At 71.5% G+C, this 24,245-nt stretch carries 25 protein-coding genes; 15 read left to right on the top strand and 10 right to left on the bottom strand.

Annotation, left to right across the window (positions count from 1 at the left end):
• A partial coding sequence (locus VIM26_RS22080; RefSeq protein ID WP_331955292.1) for a phosphoenolpyruvate carboxykinase (GTP) occupies positions 1-1,812 on the bottom strand: 1,812 nt, incomplete at its 3' end.
• Positions 1,813-1,931: 119 nt separating this feature from the next.
• Here VIM26_RS22080 and VIM26_RS22075 point away from each other — a divergent pair.
• Entirely contained in the window at positions 1,932-3,461 is a 1,530-nt protein-coding gene (locus VIM26_RS22075; protein ID WP_331955290.1) for a helix-turn-helix domain-containing protein, read from the top strand.
• 461 nt (positions 3,462-3,922) lie between these two features.
• Here VIM26_RS22075 and VIM26_RS22070 read toward each other — a convergent pair whose 3' ends face one another.
• Both VIM26_RS22070 and VIM26_RS22065 read right to left on the bottom strand, forming a co-directional pair.
• Positions 3,923-5,209 carry an adenylosuccinate synthase gene (locus VIM26_RS22070; RefSeq protein WP_331955288.1) on the bottom strand — a complete coding sequence of 429 codons (1,287 nt, stop codon included), beginning with the start codon at positions 5,207-5,209 and terminating at the stop codon, positions 3,923-3,925.
• Positions 5,210-5,326: 117 nt separating this feature from the next.
• Positions 5,327-5,785: a DUF3151 domain-containing protein gene (locus VIM26_RS22065; protein WP_331955286.1), complete on the bottom strand. Its 459-nt coding sequence runs from the start codon at positions 5,783-5,785 to the stop codon at positions 5,327-5,329.
• 187 nt (positions 5,786-5,972) lie between these two features.
• Here VIM26_RS22065 and VIM26_RS22060 point away from each other — a divergent pair, with 187 nt between their 5' ends.
• Positions 5,973-6,401: an STAS domain-containing protein gene (locus VIM26_RS22060; RefSeq protein WP_331955284.1), complete on the top strand. Its 429-nt coding sequence runs from the start codon at positions 5,973-5,975 to the stop codon at positions 6,399-6,401.
• A gap of 137 nt (positions 6,402-6,538) precedes the next feature.
• Here the strand turns inward: VIM26_RS22060 and fbaA are convergent, their stop codons facing one another.
• Together fbaA and VIM26_RS22050 are read right to left on the bottom strand one after the other, a co-directional pair.
• Complete coding sequence (gene fbaA / locus VIM26_RS22055) at positions 6,539-7,561, bottom strand: class II fructose-bisphosphate aldolase (protein ID WP_331955282.1); 1,023 nt, start codon at positions 7,559-7,561, stop codon at positions 6,539-6,541.
• A gap of 78 nt (positions 7,562-7,639) precedes the next feature.
• The gene (locus tag VIM26_RS22050; protein ID WP_414696544.1) at positions 7,640-8,365 is read right to left on the bottom strand and encodes a TrmH family RNA methyltransferase; all 726 of its coding nucleotides are present in this window, start codon (positions 8,363-8,365) and stop codon (positions 7,640-7,642) included.
• 206 nt (positions 8,366-8,571) lie between these two features.
• Between VIM26_RS22050 and VIM26_RS22045 the strand changes: the two genes are divergently transcribed.
• Together VIM26_RS22045 and VIM26_RS22040 are read left to right on the top strand one after the other, a co-directional pair.
• A complete protein-coding gene (locus tag VIM26_RS22045; protein WP_331955280.1) occupies positions 8,572-9,288 on the top strand; it encodes a DedA family protein in 717 nt (238 codons plus the stop codon).
• Positions 9,285-10,058, top strand: a complete 774-nt coding sequence (locus VIM26_RS22040; protein ID WP_331955278.1) for an HAD-IIA family hydrolase — start codon at positions 9,285-9,287, stop codon at positions 10,056-10,058. The genes VIM26_RS22045 and VIM26_RS22040 overlap by 4 nt, the downstream gene beginning before the upstream one ends.
• Before the next feature lie 248 nt (positions 10,059-10,306).
• Here the strand turns inward: VIM26_RS22040 and VIM26_RS22035 are convergent, their stop codons facing one another.
• On the bottom strand, positions 10,307-10,900 hold the full coding sequence (locus tag VIM26_RS22035; RefSeq protein WP_331955276.1) for a LemA family protein: 594 nt from the start codon (positions 10,898-10,900) through the stop codon (positions 10,307-10,309).
• A gap of 38 nt (positions 10,901-10,938) precedes the next feature.
• On the bottom strand, positions 10,939-11,499 hold the full coding sequence (gene pyrE / locus VIM26_RS22030) for an orotate phosphoribosyltransferase (RefSeq protein WP_331955294.1): 561 nt from the start codon (positions 11,497-11,499) through the stop codon (positions 10,939-10,941).
• 64 nt (positions 11,500-11,563) lie between these two features.
• Here pyrE and VIM26_RS22025 point away from each other — a divergent pair, with 64 nt between their 5' ends.
• Positions 11,564-13,432, top strand: a complete 1,869-nt coding sequence (locus VIM26_RS22025) for a glycoside hydrolase family 3 protein (RefSeq protein ID WP_331955274.1) — start codon at positions 11,564-11,566, stop codon at positions 13,430-13,432.
• 9 nt (positions 13,433-13,441) lie between these two features.
• On the opposite strand, the gene VIM26_RS22020 is transcribed toward VIM26_RS22025, so the two are convergent.
• On the bottom strand, positions 13,442-14,254 hold the full coding sequence (locus VIM26_RS22020; protein ID WP_331955272.1) for an SDR family NAD(P)-dependent oxidoreductase: 813 nt from the start codon (positions 14,252-14,254) through the stop codon (positions 13,442-13,444).
• 83 nt (positions 14,255-14,337) lie between these two features.
• Between VIM26_RS22020 and VIM26_RS22015 the strand changes: the two genes are divergently transcribed.
• The 6 genes from VIM26_RS22015 to VIM26_RS21990 all read left to right on the top strand — a co-directional run bounded on the left by VIM26_RS22015 (position 14,338) and on the right by VIM26_RS21990 (position 17,698).
• Positions 14,338-15,138, top strand: coding sequence for an exodeoxyribonuclease III (locus VIM26_RS22015; protein ID WP_331955270.1), 801 nt, complete (start codon positions 14,338-14,340; stop codon positions 15,136-15,138).
• 5 nt (positions 15,139-15,143) lie between these two features.
• Positions 15,144-15,683: a DUF4190 domain-containing protein gene (locus tag VIM26_RS22010; RefSeq protein ID WP_331955268.1), complete on the top strand. Its 540-nt coding sequence runs from the start codon at positions 15,144-15,146 to the stop codon at positions 15,681-15,683.
• Positions 15,684-15,773: 90 nt separating this feature from the next.
• Entirely contained in the window at positions 15,774-16,010 is a 237-nt protein-coding gene (locus VIM26_RS22005; RefSeq protein WP_331955266.1) for a hypothetical protein, read from the top strand.
• A gap of 241 nt (positions 16,011-16,251) precedes the next feature.
• Entirely contained in the window at positions 16,252-16,584 is a 333-nt protein-coding gene (locus tag VIM26_RS22000; RefSeq protein ID WP_331955264.1) for a hypothetical protein, read from the top strand.
• 15 nt (positions 16,585-16,599) lie between these two features.
• The gene (locus VIM26_RS21995) at positions 16,600-17,367 is read left to right on the top strand and encodes an SDR family oxidoreductase (RefSeq protein WP_331955262.1); all 768 of its coding nucleotides are present in this window, start codon (positions 16,600-16,602) and stop codon (positions 17,365-17,367) included.
• Positions 17,368-17,509: 142 nt separating this feature from the next.
• Positions 17,510-17,698 carry a hypothetical protein gene (locus VIM26_RS21990; RefSeq protein ID WP_331955260.1) on the top strand — a complete coding sequence of 63 codons (189 nt, stop codon included), beginning with the start codon at positions 17,510-17,512 and terminating at the stop codon, positions 17,696-17,698.
• Between the two features lie 63 nt (positions 17,699-17,761).
• Here the strand turns inward: VIM26_RS21990 and VIM26_RS21985 are convergent, their stop codons facing one another.
• Both VIM26_RS21985 and clpB read right to left on the bottom strand, forming a co-directional pair.
• Positions 17,762-18,235: a hypothetical protein gene (locus VIM26_RS21985; protein ID WP_331955258.1), complete on the bottom strand. Its 474-nt coding sequence runs from the start codon at positions 18,233-18,235 to the stop codon at positions 17,762-17,764.
• A gap of 103 nt (positions 18,236-18,338) precedes the next feature.
• Positions 18,339-20,951, bottom strand: a complete 2,613-nt coding sequence (gene clpB, locus VIM26_RS21980; RefSeq protein WP_331955257.1) for an ATP-dependent chaperone ClpB — start codon at positions 20,949-20,951, stop codon at positions 18,339-18,341.
• A 178-nt stretch (positions 20,952-21,129) separates the two neighbouring features.
• Between clpB and VIM26_RS21975 the strand changes: the two genes are divergently transcribed.
• From VIM26_RS21975 to VIM26_RS21960, 4 genes are all read left to right on the top strand, one after another.
• A complete protein-coding gene (locus VIM26_RS21975; RefSeq protein WP_331955255.1) occupies positions 21,130-21,519 on the top strand; it encodes a universal stress protein in 390 nt (129 codons plus the stop codon).
• A 2-nt stretch (positions 21,520-21,521) separates the two neighbouring features.
• A complete protein-coding gene (locus VIM26_RS21970; protein WP_331955253.1) occupies positions 21,522-22,439 on the top strand; it encodes a UTP--glucose-1-phosphate uridylyltransferase in 918 nt (305 codons plus the stop codon).
• Between the two features lie 99 nt (positions 22,440-22,538).
• Complete coding sequence (locus VIM26_RS21965; RefSeq protein ID WP_331955251.1) at positions 22,539-23,561, top strand: alpha/beta hydrolase; 1,023 nt, start codon at positions 22,539-22,541, stop codon at positions 23,559-23,561.
• Positions 23,558-24,232, top strand: coding sequence for a VOC family protein (locus VIM26_RS21960; protein WP_331955249.1), 675 nt, complete (start codon positions 23,558-23,560; stop codon positions 24,230-24,232). Before VIM26_RS21965 ends, VIM26_RS21960 begins: the two co-directional genes overlap by 4 nt.
• The last annotated feature ends 13 nt before the right edge of the window (positions 24,233-24,245 follow it).

Raw genomic sequence — 24,245 nt, 5'->3', positions numbered from 1 at the left:
GTACTCCTCGGTGAGGTCGCACTCCGCGAGCCAGGACTGCGGGTCCACGTGGAACAGGGCCGCGAGGTCGTCGGCGGTCAGCTTCAGGTTCCCCAGCACCAGCGCGTCGTCGGCAGGCAGGTGCCCGACCGGCGAGGACGTGGCGTCCGCGGTGCCCTCGACCCGGCGCAGGATCCAGTCCAGGACGCGCGAGTTCTCGCCGAACCCGGGCCACAGGAACTTGCCGTCGGCGCCCTTGCGGAACCAGTTGACCTGGAAGATCAGCGGCCGGCCGACCTCGCCGAGCGACTCGCCCATCTCGAGCCAGTGGCCCCAGTAGTCGGCCATGTTGTAGCCGCAGAACGGCAGCATCGCGAACGGGTCGCGGCGCAGCGCGCCGACCGTGCCCTCCGCGGCGGCCGTCTGCTCGGAGGAGATCGTGGCGCCCATGAACACCCCGTGCGCCCAGTCGAGGGACTGTGCGACCAGCGGCACGTTGGTCGCGCGGCGCCCGCCGAACAGGATCGCGTCGATCGGGACGCCCTCGGGCGCCTCCCACTCCGGCGCGATGATCGGGCACTGGCTGGCCGCGACCGTGAAGCGCGAGTTGGGGTGCGCGGCGGGGGTGCTGGACTCCGGCGTCCAGTCGTTGCCGCGCCAGTCGACGAGGTGCGCGGGTACGTCGTCGGTCAGGCCCTCCCACCACACGTCGCCGTCGTCGGTGAGGGCGACGTTGGTGAAGATGGTGTGCTCGCCGAACGTCGCGACGGCGTTCGGGTTCGTCGTCTGGCCGGTGCCGGGGGCGACGCCGAAGAAGCCGGCCTCGGGGTTGATCGCGCGCAGCCGGCCGTCCGGGCCCGGGCGCATCCACGCGATGTCGTCGCCGATGGTCTCGACCTTCCAGCCCGGGATGGTCGGGTTGAGCATCGCGAGGTTCGTCTTGCCGCAGGCCGACGGGAACGCGGCGGCGATGTGGAACGCGCGACCGGCGTCGTTGGTGACCTTAAGGATGAGCATGTGCTCGGCGAGCCAGCCGCCGTCGCGCGCCATCACCGAGGCGATCCGCAGCGCGAAGCACTTCTTGCCGAGCAGCGCGTTGCCGCCGTAGCCGGATCCGAAGGACCAGATCTCGCGGGTCTCGGGGAACTGCGCGATGTACTTGGTGTCGCTGCACGGCCAGGCCGAGTCCCCGGGCCCGCCCTCGGCCTGCACGACGCCGGCGGCGTCGACGAGCGGGGCGCCGATCGAGTGCACCGCGGGGACGAACTCGCCGTCGGTGCCGAGCAGCTCCAGCGCGGCGGCGCCCATCCGGGTCATGGTCCGCATGCTCACCGCGACGTACGCGGAGTCGGTCAGCTGCACGCCGAGCTGGGAGATCGGGCCGCCGAGGGGGCCCATCGAGAACGGGACGACATACATGGTGCGGCCGCGCATCGAGCCGGCGAAGACGCCGTCGAGCTCGACGCGCATCGCGGCCGGCTCGCGCCAGTTGTTCGTGGGGCCCGCGTCCTCGGGCCGCTCGGAGCAGATGAACGTCCGGTCCTCGACGCGGGCGACGTCGGACGGCGCGGAGCGCGCCAGGAAGCTGTCCGGACGCTTCTCGGGGTCGAGCCGCAGGAAGGTGCCGCGCTCGACGAGCAGGTCGGTCAGCCGCGTCCACTCCTCCGCGGAACCATCGCACCACTCGATGCGCGCGGGCTGCGTCAGCGCAGCCACCTTCTCGACCCAGGCACGCAGCACCCGGTGCGACGTCGGCGCGGACCCGCCGGGAACCCCCGTCGGCAGCAGGCGGGTGCGGCGAGCGTTCGCCAGGGAATTGTCCAGGAGCGTCATGCGAGCGACCTCTCGAGCGGGTGCAATCTTTGTTGTCGCGCTCAAGCGTCCTCTCAGGTTTCGGAGCTTTCAACGCGGACAGGCGAGAAGATTTGCCGATCTTCATCTAGCGTGAAGGGATGGCCCCCGCGTCTCGCTCCCGTCCGCCCGTCCCGGGCCTTTTGTCCAGTACCGCGCCCGACGGCGACTCCGCCGCCCCGGACGGCGACCCCACCGGAGCACCCGACCTGATCACCCTCGGGCGCCGCATCCGGCACTTCCGCACCGAGCGGTCGTTCACGCTCGACCGGCTCTCGGCCGCCGTCGGGACCGCACCGAGCCAGCTCTCGCTGATCGAGAACGGGCACCGCGAGCCGCGACTGTCCCTGCTGCGCTCGATCGCGGCCGCGCTCGACGTGCCGCTCGCGGACCTGCTGGCCGCGGAGCCGCCGTCCCGGCGAGCCGCCCTGGAGATCGCGCTGGACCGGGCCCAGCGCGGCTCGCTGTACGCGGCGCTCGGGCTCCCGCCGGTCCGCCCGGGCCGCAAGCTGCCGATGGAGGCCCTCGAGTCCCTGGTCGGCCTGCACTCCGAGCTGGCGCGACGCGCCAACGAGTCGATCGCGACGCCCGAGGAGGCCCGCCGCGCGAACACCGAGCTGCGGCTGTGGATGCGGGCCCGGGACAACAACCTGCCCTCGATCGAGGAGCTCGGCGAGGAGATGGTCCGCGCCGCCGGATACACCATCGGCGCGGTCACGCACCGCACCGTCGCCAGGATGGCCGAGCAGCTGGGTTTCACGATCTACCACGTGCGCGACCTGCCGCACTCGACCCGGACCGTCACCGACCTCGCGAACGGGCGCATCTACCTGCCGCCGGCCTCGATCCCCGGCGGGCACGGCCTGCGCTCGCTCGCGCTGCAGGCCATCGCGCACCGCGTGCTGGGCCACGAGCAGCCCGCGAGCTACTCCGACTTCCTGCGCCAGCGGGTCGAGATCAACTACTTCGCGGCCTCGGCGCTGATGCCGCGCAGCGCGGCGCTCGAGTACCTCACCAACGCGAAGAAGGAGAAGGACCTCGCGATCGAGGACTTCCGCGACGCGTTCGGCGTCACGCACGAGGCGGCCGCGCACCGGTTCACGAACCTCGCGACCGCGCACCTCGGCATCCCGCTGCACTTCCTGCGCGTGGGCGACGACGGCGCGCTGTACCGCGGGTACGAGAACGACGGCGTCGGCTTCCGCACGGACCCGACCGGCGCGATCGAGGGCCAGCTGGTGTGCCGGCAGTGGGCGGCGCGGATGGCGTTCACGCGGCGCGACCGCACGACGGAGTTCCACCAGTACACCGACACCCCGAACGGCACCTACTGGTGCACGACCCAGACCGGCTCGACGTCGTCCGGGCAGTTCTCCATCACGGTCGGCGTGCCGTACGCGCACAGCAAGTGGTTCCGCGGCCGCGAGACGACCCGGCGCACCCAGTCGCGCTGCCCGGACGACACCTGCTGCCGCCGTCCCCCGACCGAGCTCGCCGAACGCTGGGCCGACCAGTCCTGGCCGAGCGCGCGCCTGCACAGCCAGACCCTCGCCCCGCTGCCCCAGGGCAACTTCCCCGGCGTCGACGACCGCGAGGTCTACGCCTTCCTGGAACAGCACGCCACCACCTGACCCGGTCCCCCCCGCGACGACCCCACACCCGGTTCTGCAAACTAACGCGCGTTCTGCGAACTCCGGGAGTTCGCAGAACCGGGGTTAGTTCGCAGAACAAGGGAGGACGGGCGGGGCCAGGGTCAGCCGAGGAGGGTCGCGACGGACGATCGTTGTCTCGCAGCCCGGTCGACGCCGATCGGGTGGCCGACGTGCCTGGGGGTATCGCTGGGTGTATCGCTGGGTGTATCGAACGTGGACCCCTTGGTGCACTTTGGCTGCACCCAGCGATACCCCCAGCCCCTTCAAACGGCGAACTGGCGTCGGTCATCGAGCGATCCGGCCCACCACCTGCCCCCGAACGTGTCAGCCCCGGCGCGCTCTCTACACCGCGCTGGGACCGACACGTGCACGCACCTCAGACCTGTCAGCCCCAGCGCGCGGTAGGGCCCGCGCTGGGGCTGACACGTCGAGGGGGCGGGTCAGTCCAGGAGGTCGTGGCGGACGATGGTGGCCTCGCGGTCGGGGCCGACGCCGATCGACGACATCCGGGTGCCGCTCATCTTCTCGAGCGCGAGGACGTAGTTCTGCGCGTTCAGCGGCAGGTCCTCGAACACGCGGGCGCCGGTGATGTCCTCGGTCCAGCCGTCGAACTCTTCGTAGATCGGCGTCGCATGGTGGAAGTCGCTCTGGTCGGCCGGCATCTCGTCGTGCCGCACCCCGTCAACGTCGTACGCGACGCAGACCGGGATCGTGGGCAGGCCGGTCAGCACGTCGAGCTTGGTGAGCACGAAGTCGGTGAGCCCGTTGACCCGACCCGCGTAGCGCGCGACGACGGCGTCGTACCAGCCGCAGCGACGCGAGCGCCCGGTGGTCACGCCGTACTCGCCGCCGGTCACCCGCAGGAACTCGCCCATGTCGTCGAGCAGCTCGGTCGGGAACGGGCCCTCGCCGACCCGGGTCGCGTACGCCTTGACGACGCCGACGACGCGGTCGATGCGCGTCGGCCCGACCCCGGAGCCGGTGCACGCCCCGCCCGCGGTCGCGTTGGAGGACGTGACGAACGGGTAGGTGCCGTGGTCGACGTCGAGCATGGTGGCCTGACCGGCCTCGAAGACGACGATCTTGCCGTCGTCGAGCGCCCGGTTGATCACCAGCGAGGTGTCCGTGACCATGGGTCGCAGCCGCTCGGCGAACATGAGCAGGTTCTCGACGGTCTCGTCGACCGTGATGGCGCGGCGGTTGAAGACCTTGACCAGCAGCTGGTTCTTCTGGTCGAGGGCGCCGGCGACCTTCTGCCGCAGGATGTTCTCGTCGAACAGGTCCTGCACGCGGATCCCGACGCGGCTGATCTTGTCCGCGTAGGTCGGCCCGATGCCGCGGCCGGTCGTGCCGATCTTGCGGCTGCCGAGGAAGCGCTCGGTGACCTTGTCGAGCGTGCGGTTGTACGGCGCGATCAGGTGCGCGTCGCTCGAGACCAGCAGGCGGCTGACGTCCACGCCGCGCGCGATCAGCGCGTCGATCTCCTGGAACAGGACCTCGATGTCGATCACGACACCGTTGCCGATCACCGGCGTCACTCCGGGGGAGAGGATTCCGGACGGCAGCAGGTGCAGCGCGTACTTCTCCGTCCCGATCACCACCGTGTGTCCCGCGTTGTTCCCGCCGTTGAACTTCACGACGTAGTCCGCGCGCGACCCGAGCTGATCGGTCGCCTTGCCCTTGCCTTCGTCGCCCCACTGGGCACCGATGACTACGACGGCTGGCATCTGATTCCCACTCTCGCCTGCCTCGAGGACTGGCTCACGGTTGGAACCGCAGCAGCCGGGCGCGGGCGGCAGTGGCCCGGGCACCCCGCGAAAGGCTACCCGAGCGTGCGGGCCCGGCTACCGGACCCGGAGCGCCTCGACCGCCTCGGACGTCGTTCCGGAGTCGACCAGGAACCCGGCGCAGCGCTTCGCCTCGGGCGTCTCGCCGATCGCCGCGGCGGCCTGGGACAGCGCGAGCAGCGCGCGCAGGAACCCCTGGTTCGGCTCGTGGTCGACCGGGATCGGGCCCTGGCCGCGCCAGCCCGCACCGCGCAGCGCGTCGAGCCCGCGGTGGTACCCGGTCCGCGCGTAGGCGTAGGCCGCGACCGGGTCGGACGCACCGTAGGGCAAGGTGAGCGCCTCCTCCGCGAGCAGGGCCCAGAGGTACGACGACGACGGCTCGAGCCGGACGGCGTCGCGCACGGCAGTACCGTTCGCGAGCGCGAGGCGAGCCCGCGTGTCGGCGTGGCCGACGGGGAGCAGGACCGGGTCGGGTCCGTTGAGCAGCGATCTGGACGGGTTCGTGTTGTCGCTCATCGGGCAAGTGTGGCGCACCGGGCTGCCGACCGCTCCGCCATCCAGATCCGCCCGCCCGTCCGCCCGCCCGACGGCGCGGAGTCACGCCCGCGCATCGATCTGGGCGTTTTACGGACAACGGCGGGGTGAATCAATTAGCGTGCGAGAGCGTGCGGACGCCGATCGCCCGGCGCCAAGGGGGAACATCGTGGCAGACACAGACCACCCGGCCGACGACGAGGCCGCCCCGATCGGGGTGCCGGCAGCGAAGCCGGGGCGCTTGCTCGGCGCTGCTGTGCCGTTGACCGACCCCGGGTCCGTGCACGTGATCGTCGGTGCGGTGCGTACCCGGATCGTGCTCGCCGGGGAGATCGACGCCGATCTCGCCGCCGACCTGCACCAGGCCGCCGCCGACGCCGAGAGTGCCGGGCTGCCGATCGAGGTCGACACCCAGCACGTGACGTTCATGGACTCGTCGGGGGTCGCGTTCCTGGCCCGGCTCTCGACCCGGAGCGCCGAGCCGGTCCGGCTCATCCGGGTACCCCCGACGGTCCGGTTCCTGCTCGACGTCACCCGCATCGGCGAGCTGCTCGACGTCGTCGACGAGGCCCCCGACTTCGACCTGCCCCCCAACTGACGCTTGCCCCCGGCTGCCCCCCAACAGCCAAAGAAAAGCCCCCAACAGCCAAAAAACCCCGCAACGTCCGAGCGTTGACGTCCTATAGGACGTCAACGCTCGGACGTTAGCGGGGTGGTGCTGTGCAGGAGCTCAGATCAGGAGATCTTCGTACCGGCCGAGCGGAGCTGCTGGCAGGCCTCGACGAGACGCGCGGCGAGGCCGCCCTCGGCGAGCTTGCCCCAGGCGCGCGGGTCGTACGCCTTCTTGTTCCCGACCTCGCCGTCGACCTTCAGGACGCCGTCGTAGTTCTTGAACATGTGGCCGACGACCGGACGCGTGTACGCGTACTGCGTGTCGGTGTCGATGTTCATCTTGATGACGCCGTTGTCGACCGCCTCGGAGATCTCGGCGGCCGTGGAGCCCGACCCGCCGTGGAAGACGAGGTCGAACGGGTTGACCGAGCCGAGCGAGTCGCCGACGGCCTTCTGGATCTCCGCGAGGATCGCCGGGCGCAGCTTGACCGCACCGGGCTTGTACGCGCCGTGCACGTTGCCGAACGTGAGCGCCGTCAGGTAGCGGCCCTTCTCGCCCGCTCCGAGGGCCTTCACCGTGGCGAGGCCATCGGCGACGGTCGTGTACAGCTTCTCATTGATCTCGGCCATGTGGCCGTCCTCTTCGCCGCCGACGACGCCGATCTCGATCTCGAGGATCGTGCGGGCCGCGACCGAGAGCGCGAGCAGCTCCTCGGCGATGGTGAGGTTCTCCGCGAGCGGCACGGTCGAGCCGTCGAACATGTGCGACTGGAACGTGGGGAGCTTGCCGGCCTTGACCTGCTCGGTCTCGAGCGCGAGCAGCGGGCGGACCCAGGAGTCGAGGTTCGCCGCAGTGCAGTGGTCGGTGTGCAGCGCGACCGTGATCGGGTAGTTCTTGGCGACCTCGCCCGCGTACGCCGCGAGCGCGAGGGTGCCGGCGACGCGGTCCTTGACCGTCGAGCCGGAGGCGTACTCGGCGCCACCGACGGAAACCTGGATGATGCCGTCGCTCTCGGCCTCCGCGAAGCCCTGCAGGGCCGCGGTAAGGGTCGACGAGGACGTGACGTTGACGGCCGGGTAGGCGAACTTGCCAGCCCGTGCGCGGTCGAGCATTTCGTTGTATGCCTCGGGGGTTGCGATGCCCATCGACGGAGCTCCTCAGAAATGGATGGTTGGTTTTCCCCCCGATTCTGACACGTCCGGTGCGAGTCTCGCCGGGACCTGTCAGCCGACGACGGCGTGCTGGGCGATCCAGGCATGCATCGCGATGGCCGCGGCCGCTCCGGCGTTGATCGATCGGGTCGACCCGAACTGCGCGATGTGCAGCACGTCGCGGGCCGCCTCGCGCGCCGCGTCGGACAGCCCGACGCTCTCCTGCCCGAACAGCAGGACGCACTCCCGCGGCAGCGGATACCCCTCGAGCGGCACCGAACCGGGCAGGTTGTCGATGCCGAGCACCGGGATCCCCGCGTCGTCCGCCCAGGTCAGGAGGCCTTCGACGTCGCCGTGGTGCCGCAGGTGCTGGTACCGGTCGGTGACCATCGCGCCGCGCCGGTTCCAGCGGCGCCGGCCCACGATGTGCACCTCGGCCGCGGCGAACGCGTTGGCGGTGCGCACCACGGACCCGATGTTCATGTCGTGCGCCCAGTTCTCGATCGCGACGTGGAACGGGTGCCGGCGCGTGTCGAGGTCGGCGACGACGGCCTCGAGCGACCAGTACCGATAGCGGTCGATGACGTTGCGCCGGTCGCCGCCTGCGAGCAGGTCACGGTCGTAGCGGGGGTCGGTGGGCCACGCGTCCGGCCCGCCGGGCCACGGCCCGACGCCGACCTCGGGCGCGCCGCCGTCGGGCGGGGCACTGTCGGGCGGGGCGTTCTCGGGCAAGACGTTCCCGGGCAGGGTGTTCCCGGGCAGGGTCTCATCGGCCGCTGACGCGTCAGGCGCGGGCACTACGCCACGCCTGGACGATCTTGAGCTTGGTGGAGGTGTGCAGCACGGACCCTTCATACAGCCGCGACCCGAGCACCACGAAAACGAGCGCCGTGGCGGCCTGCACGCCGCGCTCCCAGAATCACCGACCGGCGACCCGCGCACCGCCCGCTCATCGTGGGACGGACTCTCAGGCTGGTCACAACTGCGCCACGTACCCTAGGCGGGTGCTCGATCTGACGGCCCTCGCGGCCTCCCTGCCCATGGCCGGCCCCGTTCACGCCCTCGGGCCGAACTGGATCCAGCCCGACTACCTCATCCAGTCGTTCGGCGCGTACGCGCTGATCGGCGTCTGCATCATCATCTTCATCGAGACCGGCCTGCTGTTCCCGCTGCTCCCGGGCGACTCGCTGCTGTTCACCGCGGGGGCACTGGTCGCCCAGGGCACGCTCCACTTCCCGCTGTGGCTGCTGTGCGTGCTGCTGTTCTCCGCGGCATTCCTCGGAGACCAGACGGCGTACTGGATCGGCCGGCGCGTCGGCCCACGGCTGTTCAACCGGCCCGACTCGCGGATCTTCAAGCAGAGCCACATCGACGAGACGAACAAGTACTTCGAGAAGTACGGCGGCCGCACGATCGTCATCGCCCGCTTCATCCCGTTCGTGCGGACCTACTCGGCGGTGTCCGCCGGGGTCGGCAAGATGAACTACCGGCACTTCGTCGGCTACGACCTCGTCGGCGCGACGGCGTGGGGCGTCGGGGTGACGATGCTCGGCTACGCACTGGGCAACATCACCTTCATCAAGGACAACATCGAGGCGCTGATCGTGCTGCTCGTCCTGGTGCCGGTGATGCCCGTCGTGATCGGGGTCTGGCGCAAGCACCGCGCGGCGAAGGCCGCGCCCCCCGAGGCGAGCGCCGAGCGCGACGTCGTGCAGCCGTGACCCGCGAGATCCACAGCTGGCTGTCCGACATGGACGGCGTGCTGGTGCACGAAGGGCACGCGATCCCCGGCGCACCCGAGTTCGTCACCGCGCTGCGGGACAAGGGCACGCCGTTCCTGATCCTCACGAACAACTCGATCTTCACCCCGCGGGACCTGCGGGCGCGCCTGGCGATGACCGGGATCGACGTCCCCGAGGCCTCGCTGTGGACCTCAGCGCTGGCCACCGCGCAGTTCCTGGACGACCAGGTACCGAACGGCAGCGCGTACGCGATCGGCGAGGCGGGCCTGACGACGGCGCTCTACGAGGCCGGCTACACGCTCACCGACGCCGACCCGGACTACGTCGTGCTCGGCGAGACGCGGACGTACTCCTTCGAGTCGATCACCAAGGCGATCCGGCTCATCCAGGGCGGTTCGCGCTTCATCGCGACCAACCCGGACGCGACCGGGCCGAGCAAGGACGGCGACCTGCCGGCGACCGGCGCGGTCGCGGCGCTGATCACGCGCGCGACCGGGCGTGACCCGTACTTCGTCGGCAAGCCGAACCCGATGATGTTCCGGTCCGCGCTGAACCGGATCGACGCGCACTCCGAGCACACCGCGATGGTCGGCGACCGGATGGACACCGACATCGTCGCCGGCATCGAGGCGGGCCTGGCCACGTACCTGGTCCTCACCGGCTCCACGCGGGCCGAGGACGTCGGCCGCTTCCCCTTCCGCCCCCACCACGTGGTCGACTCCATCGCCGACCTGATCAAGCTCGTCTAACCCGCTCCGAGTTGTCAGCTCGGACCAGCGTGCGCCACGCCCCCGCAACGCCTGACAGCTCGGAGGCGGTGCCGCGGGGGTCAGGCATCGAGCCCGGATGAGTCTCAGTGCATCCCTCAGTGCATCGAGCGTGCACCCCTGGCGCGCGTTGGCTGCACAGAGCGCTGCACAGAGGGAACTTCGGCGCGAATCTGGGTCAGACGTTGCGCGCCCCAGGGACCGCGCAACGTGTGACACGTCGTCAGGGGTCAGTCCTTGGGGGGTTCGGGGGTGGTGAAGCTGACGTTCGGGACCGCGCGGACGGCGGCGTCCTCGGTCTCGAAATACTCCTCGCGGTGGATCGCGAACAGGCGGGCGATGACGTTCGCCGGGAACGTCTCGACCTTCGTGTTCAGGATCCGCACGTTCGCGTTGTAGTACCGGCGCCCGGCGGCGATGCGGTCCTCGGTGTTCGTCAGCTCGCCCTGGAGCTGCTGGAAGTTCTCGCTCGCGCGCAGCGCCGGGTAGTTCTCCGCGACCGCGAACAGGTGCCCGAGCGCCTGGGTCAGCCCGTTCTCCGCCTGGGCCTTCGCGGCCGGGCTCCCGCCGCCGCCGACGGCGGCCGCCCGCGCCGCGGTGACCTCCTCGAACACGCCGCGCTCGTGCGACGCGTAGCCCTTGACCGTCTCGATGAGGTTCGGGATCAGGTCGTGCCGGCGGTTGAGCTCGACGTCGATCTGGCGCCACGCCTCCTGCACGAGGTTCCGCAGCCGGACGAAGCCGTTGTACGTGGTGATCGCCCAGATGCCGGCGATCACGACGATCATCACGACGACGAGCAGCACGAGCGGTCCTACGTTCACGACTACCTCCTGAAATGGCCGATTCGGCAACAGCGGAGCTAGAGCCCCAGGTCGTCGAGGCTGAACACGTAGTAGTACGGCACCCCGAGCGCCTCGATCTTCTCGCGTGCCCCGGTCGCGCGGTCCACGATCACCGCGACGCCGACGACGTCGGCCCCCACCTCGCGCGCCGCGGTGACCGCGGCGATCGGCGACGCCCCGGTCGTGGAGGTGTCCTCCAGCACGACGACGCGCCGGCCCGCGATGTCCGGGCCCTCGACGCGACGCTGCATGCCGTGCGCCTTGGCCTCCTTGCGGACCACGAACGCGTCCAGGTCCTGCCCGCGCGACGCCGCCGCGTGCAGCAGCGCGGTCGCGACCGGGTCGGCCCCGAGCGTGAGCCCGCCGACCGCGTCGACGTCGGCCGTGCCGAGCCCGACCTCCTCGAGCAGGTCGAGCAGCACGTGCCCGACCAGCGGCGCGGCCCGGTGGTGCAGCGTGATGCGGCGCAGGTCGACGTAGTAGTCGGCCTCCTTGCCGGACGACAGCGTCACGCGGCCGCGCACGACGGCGAGCTCGGTGATCAGGTCGCGGAGCTGCTCGCGCGGGGTGGGGGACATCAGGGCAGGATCGGTTCCGGTCACGCGCCCAGGTTACCGACCGGTCGTGGGATCCTCCTTGTTTGTGACCAGCCCCCGGACGACGCCCCGCACGACCCGCACCGCGCCCGACGGCACCGTCTACCGCGACCTGAACGGCAACGGCGTGCTCGACCCGTACGAGGACCCGCGCCTGCCGGTCGCCGATCGGGTCGCGGACCTGCTGGCACGGATGACCCTGGCGGACAAGGCCGGCCTGATGTTCCAGACCGTCATCGAGACCGGCGAGGACGGTTCGCTGGTCGAGGCGCTCGGCACGATCAGCAAGTCCCCGACCACGGTCGTCGTGCGCGACAAGCGGATCAACCACTTCAACGTGCACCGCCTGCCGACCCCGCGCCTCGCCGCGCGCTGGCACAACGCGCTCCAGCGACTCGCCGAGGCCACCGAGCTGGGCATCCCGGTGACCGTCTCGACGGACCCGCGGCACGCGTTCGCCGAGAACTCGGGCGCCTCGTTCGCCGCCGGGTACTTCGCGCAGTGGCCCGACGCGCTCGGCCTGGCCGCGATCGGCGACGTCGACCTGGTGCGCGAGTTCGCCGCGGCGGCGCGCGAGGAGTACGCCGCCGTCGGGATCCGCGCCGCGCTGCACCCGTGCGTGGACCTCGCGACCGAGCCGCGGTGGGCCCGCCAGCTCGGCACGTTCGGGGAGAACGCGCGCCTGACGGCCGAGTTCACCGCCGCGTACCTGGACGGCTTCCAGGGCCCGGGCGGCGCGCTCGGCCCCGGCTCGGTCGCGTGCACCACGAAGCACTTCCCCGGCGGCGGCCCGCAGCAGGACGGCGAGGACGCGCACTTCCCCTACGGGCGCGAGCAGGTCTACCCCGGCGGACGCTTCGAGGAGCACCTGGCGCCGTTCCGGGTCGCGATCGAGCACCGGACCGCGGCGATGATGCCGTACTACGGCATGCCGGTCGGCCTGGTGCTCGACGGCGAGCCGATCGAGGAGGTCGGCTTCGGCTACAACGGGCAGATCGTGACCGGGCTGCTGCGCGAGAAGCTCGGCTTCGACGGCGTCGTGGTGACCGACTGGGAGCTCGTCAACGACAACCTGGTCGCGAGCGGCCAGGTGCTCGCCGCGCGCGCGTGGGGCGTGGAGCACCTGGACGCGCCGGGCCGGATGGAGAAGATCCTCGCTGCGGGCTGCGACCAGTTCGGCGGCGAGGAGTGCCCGGACGTGCTGCTCGGGCTGGTGCGTGACGGCCGGGTCAGCGAGGCGCGCCTGGACGAGTCGGTGCGCCGGCTGCTGCGGGTGAAGTTCGAGCTCGGGCTGTTCGACGACCCGTACGTCGACGAGGACGCCGCCGCGGCCGTCGTCGGGCGCGCCGACCTGCTCGCCGCGGGGCTGAGCGCGCAGAGCCGCTCGGTCACGGTGCTCACCAACGGCGACGTCGACGGCCGCCCGCTGCTGCCGCTCGCCGCGGGCCTGCGCGTCTTTGCGATCGGCCTCTCGCCCGACGACGCCGCGCAGCTGGGCACCGTGGTCGACGACGTCGCGGACGCCGACGTCGCCGTCGTGCGGCTGGTGGCGCCGTGGGAGCACCGGGACGAGATGTTCCTCGAGGCGTGGTTCCACGCCGGCTCGCTCGAGTTCGACGACGACGTCGTCGCCCGGGTGCGCGAGCTCGCCGCGCGGGTCCCGGTGGTGCTGGACGTGACCCTGGACCGGCCGGCGATCCTCACGCCGCTGGTCGGGCTCGCGACCGCGATCGTCGGGTCGTACGGCACGTCCGGACGGGCGCTGGCCGACGCGCTGCGCGGCGCGGTGCGGCCCGAGGGCCGGCTCCCGTTCCAGCTGCCGCGGTCGATGGACGCGGTCCGGGCCTCACGGCCCGACGTCGCGTCGGACACGCCCGACCCGGTGTTCCCCGCCGGGCACGGGCTTAGCTGGTGAGGTGCTCGTTCAGAGCGCCGCGACGCCGTCCGACGACTCCGGCTCGACGTCCTCGAGGTGGTCGGTCGCCTTGCGGTACCTGCCCAGCGCGCGAACGGCCGGACGCGGCAGCATGCGCACGACGCCGGAGACCGCCCGGTAGCGAAGGCTCGGGGTGGAGATGATCACGCCGCGGCGCACGTCCGCGAGCGCGGTCGCCACGACGGAGTCGACGCTCAGCCACGCGATCTCCGGGTAGCCGACGACATTGACGTCGGCCCGCTCATGGAACTCGGTGTGCACGAAGCCCGGGCACAGCACCGTCGCGGTGACCCCGGAGTCCTTGAGCTCGACCGCGAGGCCCTCGGTGAACGACCGCACCCATGCCTTGTGCGCCGAGTACGGGCCCGAGGCCAGCAGGGCGGCGACCGAGGAGACGTTGAGGATCGCCCCACGCCCGCGCGCCGACATCTGACCGGCGGCGGCGTGCGAGAGGACGAGCACGGCCCGGACCATGACCTCCAGCGCGCGCTCCTGGGCGGCGAGGTTGCCGCCCACGAACCGCTTGCCCACCGCGAAGCCGGCGTTGTTCACCAGCAGGCCGATGGGCCGCTCGGTCGCGCGCAGCCGCTCGGCGACGCGTTCGACGTCGTCGCGCACGGAGAGGTCGGCGGGCAGGACCTCCACGCGCACCCCCGCGGCCGCGTGCAGCTGGGACGCGAGGCGCTCGAGCCGCTCGGTGTCGCGTGCCACGAGCACGAGGTCGTAACGCGCGGTCGCGAGCTGCCAGGCGAACTCCAGCCCGAGCCCTGCGCTGGCGCCTGTGATCAGTACGGTAGCCATGGGAGTCAGCCTACGGCGGCGCCGCCGGGCGTGTGCTCGCGCCCACGGGTTCGCCGGTGTTCGGTGACCGTTAGCCTGTGCGCATGCGGCTGGCCACGTGGAACATCAACTCGATCCGCTCCCGGGCGGATCGCGCCCTCGCCTTCCTCGAGCGGACGGGCACCGACGTGCTCGCGCTCCAGGAGACGAAGTGCAAGGACGAGCAGTTCCCGCGCGAGGCCTTCGAGGCCGCGGGCTACGAGGTCGCGACCTTCGGGCACAGCCAGTGGAACGGCGTCGCGATCATCTCGCGCGTCGGCCTGGCCGACGTCGAGACGGGGTTCGTCGGGCAGCCGTTGTTCGCCGCCCCGGGCAAGGACCCGGTCGTCGAGGCCCGCGCGATCGGCGCGACCTGCGGCGGGGTGCGCGTGTGGAGCCTGTACGTCCCGCACGGCCGCGCCGTCGGCGACCCGCACTACGCGTACAAGCTCGAGTGGCTCGCGCGGCTCAAGGAACAGGCCGAGGGCTGGCTGGCGGCCGACCCGGCCGCGCAGATCGCCCTCGCGGGCGACTGGAACGTCGCCCCGCGGGACACCGACGTGTGGGATCTGGCGTTCTTCGCCGAGCAGACCCACATCACCCCGCCCGAACGTGCCGCCTTCGCCGCGTTCGAGGAGATCGGGTACACCGAGGTCACCCGCGTGCACGTCCCGGAGGACCGGAAGTACACGTACTGGGACTACCAGCAGCTGCGTTTCCCCCGGAACGAGGGCATGCGGATCGACTTCGCCTACGCGACCCCGGCCCTCGCGGCCCGCACGACGGCCGTGACGATCGAGCGCAACGAACGCAAGGGCAAGGCCCCCTCGGACCACGTCCCCGTGATCCTCGACCTGACGGACTGATCCCCATGAGCACCCAGCCCCCCTGGCCCGCCGAACCCTCCGAACCCTCCCGGCCCGACGACCGCGACGCGCCGGCTGCACCGCAGGCCCAGGCGCCGTTCGACCCGTACGGCGCGCCACAGGACACCCCGGCCGGGTACCCGGCGCAGCCGTACGGCGCTCCGCAGTACCCGGCGGCGCAGTACCCGGCCGCGGAGTACCCCGCGCCGCCGCCCGCCGTCGCTCCGGGATACCCGCAGTACGGGCCCGCCTACAACTACGGGCCCGGCTCCTACGGCGCTCCGGTCGTACCGACGAACGGTCTCGCGATCGCGTCGCTGATCTGCGGCGTCACCTCGTTCATGGTGGGGATCACCGCGCCGGTCGCCGTCATCCTCGGGATCCTCGCGCTGCGTCAGATCCAGCGGGATGGCACACAGGGCCGCGGGATGGCGATCGCCGGCATCGCCGTCGGCGGCGCCGTGACCGTCGGCGGCCTGCTGATCGTGGTCGCCTACCTCGGGTTCTTCGCGGTGCTGATCGGCACGTCGGGCTTCTCGACCTGATAGGCGAGGGATGCGCATCCGTTCGCCGGCTCGGCCATCCCCGAAACGAATCGGCGGCGTAGAGGCGTAGGACCCGACACACTTCCTTGGGTGACCGACTCTCTGCTCGGGCTTGATGCCATCGACTGGCCAAGACTCCACGATGCCTACGGCAGCGCGGTGGGAACTCCATCACTGCTTCGTCGCCTCGTCGAGCGGAACGAGGCGTCCGAGGCGCTGTACGAGCGCTGGGGCACCGTGTGGCACCAGGGGACGGTCTATGACTGCACTCCGACCGCGGTGGTCTTCACGGCCCGAACGCCCTGCTCGAGACCGGTGCCCGCGTGACCCGGTTGCTCGTGGACGAGCCCGAGTCCCTGACCGGTGCGGGATTGCAGGGGTACGCCAGCGTGGATGCGGAGACCGCGGACTACCTCCCCACCATCGAGGACTAGCCGGTGCGACGCCAAGCAGTCGAACTCGTGCGCGAGTCGAGCGAGCGGGTCGTGTCCGCTCAGCTCCGATAGGCGAGGCCGCCACGCGCAATTCCACCGACGGGCGGGACCTCGCCTCCGACAGAATGAACTCCGTGAAGGCAGACCTGGCAGACGCACAGTGGACAGCCGCCAGCGAGGGCCACCTGACCGGCCCGGACGGCACCCGATTCGTGCGCCGGTCGACGAAGACGAAGCGGCGCACGTGCGATGACCTCGTCGCTCGGGGCGTCCCGGTTGTCCTCTTCTACTTCGCAGGCGGCCAGCTGGACTGGCACGACGGACCCGATGCACTGGCCGTCTGGCAGACCGTGCGCACGGCGGTGACGTCGCAGGAGCCGAAGCCCAAAGGTCCCGTGGAGTGGAACGCCGGGATCTGGGAGTCCGACGAGGGCCCCTCGTTGCTGCTTCTCACCGGCCACTGCTGACCGGGGGCACAGGAGATGGAGATCACCGAGAAGATCGCCCTCATCACCGGCGCGGGCGCTGGCCTCGGCCGTGAGCTGGCGATCGGATTCGCTCGTGCCGGAGCGCACGTCCTGATCGCCGACCTCGATGCCGGCGCAGCCCGCGATGTGGCGGCTCTCGTCCGCGCCGAGGGCACGCGGGCCTGGTCCGTCCAGGTCGACCTGCGCGACGACGACCAGGTCGAGGCCCTCGTGGCCACGGCGACCTCGCTCGGCGGTCCCCAGATCCTCGTGAACAACGCAGGCGGCTGGGGCACCGGAGATCACCAGTTCCCGCTCTCACCGGTCGCCGAGTGGAACGCGGTCCTGGACCTCAACCTGCGCGCACCGATGCTGCTGACACAGCTCTGTCTCGAGCCGATGCAGCGCGCCGGCGGTGGGGTCGTGGTCAACATCGCCTCCAGCGGTGGCGTCGGACACGCCGCCTATGGCTCACCGGAGTACGGCGCGGCCAAAGCCTGCCTGATCCGGCTGACTGCCTGCCTCGCGGATCTCCCCGCCACCCACGGCGTCCGAGCCGCGTGCGTCGTCCCGGACTGGATCGGCCTGGACCGCGCTCACGAGCGGGTCGCGGCGATGTCCGCTGCCGAGCGCGCGGCCATCGCGCCCCTGATCCCGCCCCAGGACGTCGTCGACGCCGTCCTCGACCTCGTCCGCGACGACACCCGGTCCGGCAGCGTCGTCGAGCTCTGGGGCGGCGAGCCAACCCGCCTCGTACCCCCGACCCAGCGCCCCGCTCCCTGAGGGGTGGTCCGCGTCGAACCGAAGCCCACGTTTCGGAAGATTTGGCGCGACAAACGCTCGCATTCTTCCCATTCCTGGCTCGCGGCCGGGCGTCGGCGGCCAGAACGCGGTCGACGCCACCGGCACGCTGGTCGGCGCCACGATGGCCGACGTCGTCAGCTGGTCGATCCTCATCGTCGACGGCGCCGACGTGGCGGCGGCGTACGGGGCCGCCGCCGCGGACCTCGACCTCGAGCGCGACCCGCCGCTGGTGACCGCCGCGATCGTCGCCGGCCTCGGCGTCCCCGGCGCACTCATCGAGCTCACGGCGACCGCGGCGTTGCTTCGGTGAGCGCCGGCTCGGACAACCTCGGCGCCCGGTACGACGCGACTCGGAGCGCAGCCGCAGGACCGTTCAGGGACGGTGGTGGGTGCCGATCGCCTGCGGCAGACCCAGGGCGTCACGCAGCCGCGACGCATCCCGTGAGCGGACAGCGTTGAGGCGGTCGTCCTCGACCTGGTTCTTCACCCACATGTCGGGGTCGGAGTAGCCCGCCATCAGGAAGGTGTCGTAGGCGACCACCGCGTCGATGAAGGCCTTGGCCTGCGGGGCTGATTCGGGGGGAAAGTCGATCTGCTCCAGATCCGCCACGAACGGAGCGTCGGCCTTGGCCTGCGCGAGCAGGTCACACCGGCACAGCGTCAACTTGCGGTCGACGATGGATTTGTCGACCGCGTTCCATGCCGGTTCGGCAGCGTCGATCGCCGCCAGGTAAGCCGCTGCTGCCGACGCGCGGTGTGCGGACACCGCGTGATGGGTGCTCCGATCGGCCGGCCGAACGTGCCCGAGCCCGGTCGAGGCACACCCGGCGAGCGCGATGAGCAGCACCCACACCGATGCTGCCGCCCAGGCTCCGCGTCTTGTCGTCACCAGCAATGTGTCGGCATCCTGTCGGCGATACTTGACCCGCCGGACGGATGAAGGCGCATCCTCACCGCGCCGAGAGCACCAGCCCCGCCGCCGCTTCGTCCTCCGGCCGGTCGACCACGATCGTCTGCCCGTCCTTGACGTCGCCCGCCAGCAGCATCTTCGCCAACCGGTCCCCGATCTCCCGCTGCACCAGCCGCCGCAACGGCCGCGCCCCGTACGCCGGATCGAACCCCTCGATCGCCAGCCACTCGGCCGCGGCCGGGGTCACCTCGAGCGTCAACCGTCGTTCGGCGAGCCGCGCCGCCAGCTGCGCGACCTGCAGATCCACGATCTGCCCCAGCTCGTCCAGCGAGAGCGCGTCGAACAGCACGACGTCGTCGAGCCGGTTGAGGAACTCGGGCTTGAACGCCATGCGAACCGCGCTGAGCACGGCCTCGCGCTTCGAGGCGTCGTCGAGCATCGGGTCCACGAGGAACTGCGAGCCCAGGTTCGAGGTCATCACCAGGATCACGTTGCGGAAGTCGACGGTGCGGCCCTGGCCGTCGGTGAGCCGGCCGTCGTCGAGCACCTGGAGCAGGATGTCGAAGACGCCGGGGTGCGCCTTCTCGATCTCGTCGAGCAGCACGACGGAGTACGGCCGGCGCCGCACGGCCTCGGTGAGCTGGCCGCCCTCCTCGTACCCGATGTACCCGGGCGGCGCCCCGACGAGCCTCGCGACGGTGTGCTCCTGGGAGTACTCCGACATGTCGATGCGCACGACGGCGCGCTCGTCGTCGAACAGGAAGTCCGCGAGCGCCTTGGCGAGCTCGGTCTTGCCCACGCCGGTCGGTCCGAGGAACAGGAACGAGCCGGTGGGTCGGTCCGGGTCGGACACCCCCGAGCGCGCCCGGCGGACGGCGTCCGAGACGGCCGCGACGGCCTGGTGCTGGCCGATCAGGCGCGAGCCGATGACGTCCTCCATGCGCAGCAGCTTGCCGCTCTCGCCCTCCAGCAGCCGCCCGGCCGGGATGCCGGTCCACGCCGAGACGACGTCGGCGACCTCGTTCGCGCCCACCTTGTCGGCGATCATCGGCGCCGGCGCGGGCCCGACGGCGTCCGTGAGCGTCGCGTTCTGCTCGCGCTGCTCGGCGGCGGCGATCTCCTTCTCCACCGCGGGGATCTCGCCGTAGTACAGCCGGCTCGCAGCGGCGAGGTCGCCCTCACGCGCGAACTTCTCGGCCGAGCTCCGCAGCTCGTCCAGGCGCGCCTTGAGGTCCCCGACCCGGTTGTGCCCGGCCTTCTCCGACTCCCAGCGCGCGGTGAGGGCGGCGAGCTCCTCCTTGCGGTCGGCCAGGTCGGCGCGGATCTTGGCGAGCCGCACGACCGAGGCCTGGTCGTCGGCGCGCTCGAGTGCGAGCTCCTCCATCAGCAGCCGGTCGACCGCGCGGCGCAGCACGTCGATCTCGATCGGCGAGGAGTCCAGCTCCATCCGCAGCCTCGAGGCGGCCTCGTCGACCAGGTCGATCGCCTTGTCGGGCAGCTGCCGGCCGGCGATGTACCGGTTGGACAACGTCGCGGCGGCGACCAGCGCGGCGTCCGAGATCGTGACCTTGTGGTGCGCCTCGTACCGCTCCTTGAGCCCGCGCAGGATCGCGATCGTGTCCTCGACGCTAGGTTCGCCCACGAAGATCTGCTGGAACCGGCGCTCCAGGGCCGGGTCCTTCTCGATCCGCTGGCGGTACTCGTCGAGCGTGGTCGCCCCGACCAGGCGCAGCTCGCCGCGCGCGAGCATGGGCTTGAGCATGTTGCCCGCGTCCATCGACCCCTCAGCCGCACCTGCGCCGACGACGGTGTGCAGCTCGTCGATGAACGTGACGACCTGGCCCTCGGAGCCCTTGATCTCCTCGAGCACCGCCTTGAGCCGTTCCTCGAACTCGCCCCGGTACTTCGCGCCGGCGACCATCGCCGCCAGGTCGAGCGCGATCAGCCGCTTGCCGATCAGCGAGTCCGGCACGTCCCCGGCGACCATCCGCTGCGCGAGCCCCTCGACGACGGCGGTCTTGCCGACGCCCGGCTCCCCGATCAGCACCGGGTTGTTCTTGGTGCGCCGCGAGAGCACCTGGACCACGCGACGGATCTCGTTGTCCCGGCCGATCACCGGATCGAGCTTGCCGTCCCGCGCGGACTGCGTCAGGTCCACGCCGTACTGCTCCAGGGCCTTGTAGGTGCCCTCCGGGTTGGGGCTCGTCACCCGTTTCGAGCCGCGCACGGCAGGCAGCGCCGCGAACAGCGCGTCCCTCGTTGCGCCCACGGCCCGGAGCGCCTCACCCGCGGGCGACTGCCCGGCCGCGATCCCCAGCAGCAGGTGCTCGGTCGAGATGTACTCATCGCCCAGCGCCTGCGCCTCGGTGCGGGCGACGTCGAGCACGGCCGACGTCGCGCGGGACGGCGTCGGCCGAGCGACCGCTGAGCCGCTCGCGGCCGGCAGCGCAACGAGTGCCGCCCGTACCCGCCGGCCCAGCGCGCCGCGGTCGACGCCGACCGCCTCGAGCAGGCCGCCCGCGATGCCGCCCTCCTGGGCGAGCAGTGCGCTCAGCAGGTGCACCGGTTCGAGCGCCGGGTTGCCGGCCGCCGTGGCCTGCGCGATCGCGTCCCCCAGCGCCTCCTGGGTCCTGGCGGTGAGCTTGCCGTCCATGGGTCCTCCGGTCTCGCGGTTCGCCTTCGAGTCTGACCCCCGGCAGCGGCCGGCGCTCGGTAATGGCGGCGTGCGATCCGCCGGCGGCGCCATCCGGTCCCGCGGCCTGGCAGGATCGGCACGAAAGGACTGGTGTCGTCACCGCTCGACGCCCGCCGGAACAGACAGGAGCGAGCGCATGCCGATCATCGTCGGGTTCACGACCAAGCCGGAGGGTCAGGCCGCGCTGCGGCACGCCGTCCTCGAGGCGCGCGCGCACGAGGACTCCCTCCTCGTGGTGCACATCGGCTCGGCCACCCACCACGACACGGAGTCGGCGCTCGAGGACGACCTGGCGGCGGCCCGTCGCATGCTGACCGCGGCCGGCGTCGAGCACGAGGTCCGCCAGCTCGCCACCCGCGAGCAGCCCGCGGGGGTGATCGTGGACCTCGCCAAGGAGCTCGACGCGTCGATGATCGTGATCGGGATGCGCCGGCGGAGCCCGGTCGGCAAGCTGCTGCTCGGCGGCAGCATCCAGCAGATCATGCTGGACGCGAGCTGCCCGGTCGTCGCGGTCAAGGCCTCCTGATCATGGCCACGACGATCCGCAGGGCCGTGATCCCGGCCGCCGGGCTCGGCTCGCGCCTGCTGCCGCTCACCAAGGCGATCCCCAAGGAGATGCTGCCGGTCGGCGACAAACCGGTGATCGAGCACACCGTCCGCGAGCTGGTGGCCTCCGGCATCACGGACATCACCATCGTCGTCTCCGGCGGCAAGGGCCTGATCCAGGAGCACTTCCGGCCCAACCCGGCCCTGGTCGACCAGCTGCGCGCCGACGGCAAGGATGCCTATGCCGACGCGGTGCAGGAGGTCGCCGAGCTCTCCAGGGCCGGCCACATCACCTACCTCGACCAGCACGGCCCGTACGGCAACGGCACCCCGGTGCTCAACGCCGCCCGGCACCTCGGCGACGAGCCGATGCTCGTCCTGTGGCCGGATGACGTGTTCGTCGCCGAGGTGCCGCGGGCCCAGCAGCTGATCCGCGCCTACGAGGCGACCAACTCCCCGGTGCTGGCCCTGCTGCCCATGGATCCGGTCGATTCCCAGCGCTACGGCGTGCCCGTGGTCAAGGAGGACCTGGACGCCGGACTGCTGCGCATCTCCGGCCTCATCGAGAAGCCCAAGCCCCAGGACGCGCCATCCGCGTTCGCGGCGATCGGCGGCTACGTCGTCACCCCGGGCATCATCGACGAGCTGCGCGAGCAGACCCGGCGCTGGCACGAGCACCGCACCGGCGAGGTGTACCTGACCGACGCCATCAACGCCTATGCGTCGAGCCATGCGGTCTACGGGCAGGTCATCGAGGGTCGCTGGTACGACACCGGCAACCCGGCGGACTACCTCGTCGCCCAGTTCGCCTTCGCGCTGGCCCACCGCGAGTACGGGCCGGTGCTGCGCAAGCTGGCCCACGAGGTCGGCGACCAGCTCGACGTCGCAACAACGGCCTGAGCTGCCGCCCGGCTGCGGCGCACCACGCGCCGCGCCGGCCGGTGCAGCTCCACCGCCGGATTTCGCCCACGCCGACGCCCGCAGTGGCAGCATCGCCGTATGACCCACCTCGTGGCTCCCCCCGCCGTGGACGACGCCGTCCCGGACCTCCTCGGCGCGGGGTGGACCGCCCGCACGATCCACCTGCGGCCCGACGACGAGGGTGAGCCGGTCGCCACGCTCGTGCGCCGCGCCGGACCCGAGCAGCCGACCCGGCGCGCGGTCCTGTACGTCCACGGCTTCATCGACTACTTCTTCCAGACCCACCTCGGGGACGCGTGGGCCGCTCAGGGCTACGACTTCTACGCCCTCGACCTGCGCAAGTACGGCCGCTCGATCCGCGCCGGCCAGACCCCCAACTACGTCACGGACCTGCACGTATACCGCGAGGAGCTGGACGCGGCGGCGCGGATCATCCGCGCGCAGGACGGCCACGACGTGCTCGTCGTGCTCGGCCACTCCGCGGGCGGACTGCTCACGAGCCTGTGGGCGCACGCTCGGCGCGGCACCGGGCTGATCGACGCGCTGGTGCTGAACAGCCCGTGGTTCGACCTCAACCGGCCCTGGCGCGAGCGGGTGGCGCTGACCCACGTGGTCGACGTCGTCGGGCGCCTCACCCCGCGGCTCGTGATCGGCGCGGTGGGTCAGGACTACGGGCAGAGCATCCACCGCGATACCGGCGGCGAGTGGGACTTCGACCTGACCTGGAAGCCGCACGAGGGTTTCCCCGTGCGGGCCGGATGGTTCCGGACCATCCGCCGCGGCCACGCGCGCATCGCCCAGGGGCTCGAGATCGACTGCCCGGTCCTGGTGTGCACCTCGACGGCGAGCGGGCCGTACGACCGGTGGCACGAGGACCTCGGGACGACCGACAGCGTGCTCGGCGTCGAGCAGATCGTGGCCCGCTCCCCGGGCCTCGGCGCCGACGTCACGATCGAGCAGATCCCCGGCGGCATCCACGACCTGGTGCTGTCCGGCCCGGTCGCCCGGCAGCGCTACCTGGACACGGTGTTCGCGTGGGCCGCGACCCACGTACCCGCCGAAACCCCGAACAGCCGCCCGATCGCGAAGGAGCAGCCATGATCCACGAGGAATCCTGGCCCCCGGGAACCCCCGCGTGGTGCGACCTCATCGTTCCCGACCGGGTCGCGGCGCAGCGGTTCTACGGTTCCCTGTTCGGCTGGGAGTACGAGGTCGGCGCGCCCGAGACGGGTTTCTACACCACGGCGCTCAAGCACGGGCAGCGGGTCGCCGGCATCGGCGAGCCGCAGGAGGGCACCAGCCCGCCCGCGATGTGGACGACGTATCTCGCCGTGGACGACGCCACGGCGACCGTCAAGGCCGCGGTCGCGGCCGGCGGGACGGTGCTGATGGAACCCATGGGAGTGCTGGAGTTCGCCGCGATGGCGCTGCTCGCCGACCCGACGGGCGCCGTCGTCGGCCTGTGGCAGTCCGGCGTGCAGACCGGCGCGAACCTGGTCAACGAGCCCGGCGCGATGATCTGGAGCGAGGGCATCAGCAACGACCTCGCCGCGGCGCGGGCGTTCTACGGCACGGTGTTCGGGTACACGTTCGACGACATGTCCGGCGACGGGTGGGAGTACGCCGCGTTCAACGTCGACGGCAAGAACGTCGGCGGCCTCGGATGTCCACCGACACCCCCGAAAGCCCGGACCCCAACCCGGATCCCGCAACCACCTGACCCCCGCCCCTGCCCCTACCCCCTCTATCACCCCGCAACGTCCGAGCGTTGACGTCCTATAGGAC

The organism is Pengzhenrongella sp. (assembly GCF_036565025.1).
Lineage (GTDB): Bacteria > Actinomycetota > Actinomycetes > Actinomycetales > Cellulomonadaceae > Pengzhenrongella.
Note: the sequence above shows the minus strand (reverse complement) of the source record. Positions and strands in the feature narration are given on the sequence as shown.

Bases quoted from the DNA above. Each gene is read 5' to 3' on its own strand.
- VIM26_RS22075 (WP_331955290.1), top strand. From the start codon at position 1,932: ATGGCCCCCGCGTCTCGCTCCCGTCCGCCCGTCCCGGGCCTTTTGTCC.
- VIM26_RS21960 (WP_331955249.1), top strand. From the start codon at position 23,558: ATGATCCACGAGGAATCCTGGCCCCCGGGAACCCCCGCGTGGTGCGAC.
- VIM26_RS21965 (WP_331955251.1), top strand. From the start codon at position 22,539: ATGACCCACCTCGTGGCTCCCCCCGCCGTGGACGACGCCGTCCCGGAC.
- VIM26_RS22070 (WP_331955288.1), bottom strand. From the start codon at position 5,209: ATGCCAGCCGTCGTAGTCATCGGTGCCCAGTGGGGCGACGAAGGCAAG.
- VIM26_RS21995 (WP_331955262.1), top strand. From the start codon at position 16,600: ATGGAGATCACCGAGAAGATCGCCCTCATCACCGGCGCGGGCGCTGGC.
- VIM26_RS22065 (WP_331955286.1), bottom strand. From the start codon at position 5,785: ATGAGCGACAACACGAACCCGTCCAGATCGCTGCTCAACGGACCCGAC.
- VIM26_RS22015 (WP_331955270.1), top strand. From the start codon at position 14,338: ATGCGGCTGGCCACGTGGAACATCAACTCGATCCGCTCCCGGGCGGAT.
- clpB (WP_331955257.1), bottom strand. From the start codon at position 20,951: ATGGACGGCAAGCTCACCGCCAGGACCCAGGAGGCGCTGGGGGACGCG.
- fbaA (WP_331955282.1), bottom strand. From the start codon at position 7,561: ATGGGCATCGCAACCCCCGAGGCATACAACGAAATGCTCGACCGCGCA.
- pyrE (WP_331955294.1), bottom strand. From the start codon at position 11,499: ATGTCCCCCACCCCGCGCGAGCAGCTCCGCGACCTGATCACCGAGCTC.
- VIM26_RS21970 (WP_331955253.1), top strand. From the start codon at position 21,522: ATGGCCACGACGATCCGCAGGGCCGTGATCCCGGCCGCCGGGCTCGGC.
- VIM26_RS21975 (WP_331955255.1), top strand. From the start codon at position 21,130: ATGCCGATCATCGTCGGGTTCACGACCAAGCCGGAGGGTCAGGCCGCG.
- VIM26_RS22010 (WP_331955268.1), top strand. From the start codon at position 15,144: ATGAGCACCCAGCCCCCCTGGCCCGCCGAACCCTCCGAACCCTCCCGG.
- VIM26_RS22020 (WP_331955272.1), bottom strand. From the start codon at position 14,254: ATGGCTACCGTACTGATCACAGGCGCCAGCGCAGGGCTCGGGCTGGAG.
- VIM26_RS21990 (WP_331955260.1), top strand. From the start codon at position 17,510: ATGGCCGACGTCGTCAGCTGGTCGATCCTCATCGTCGACGGCGCCGAC.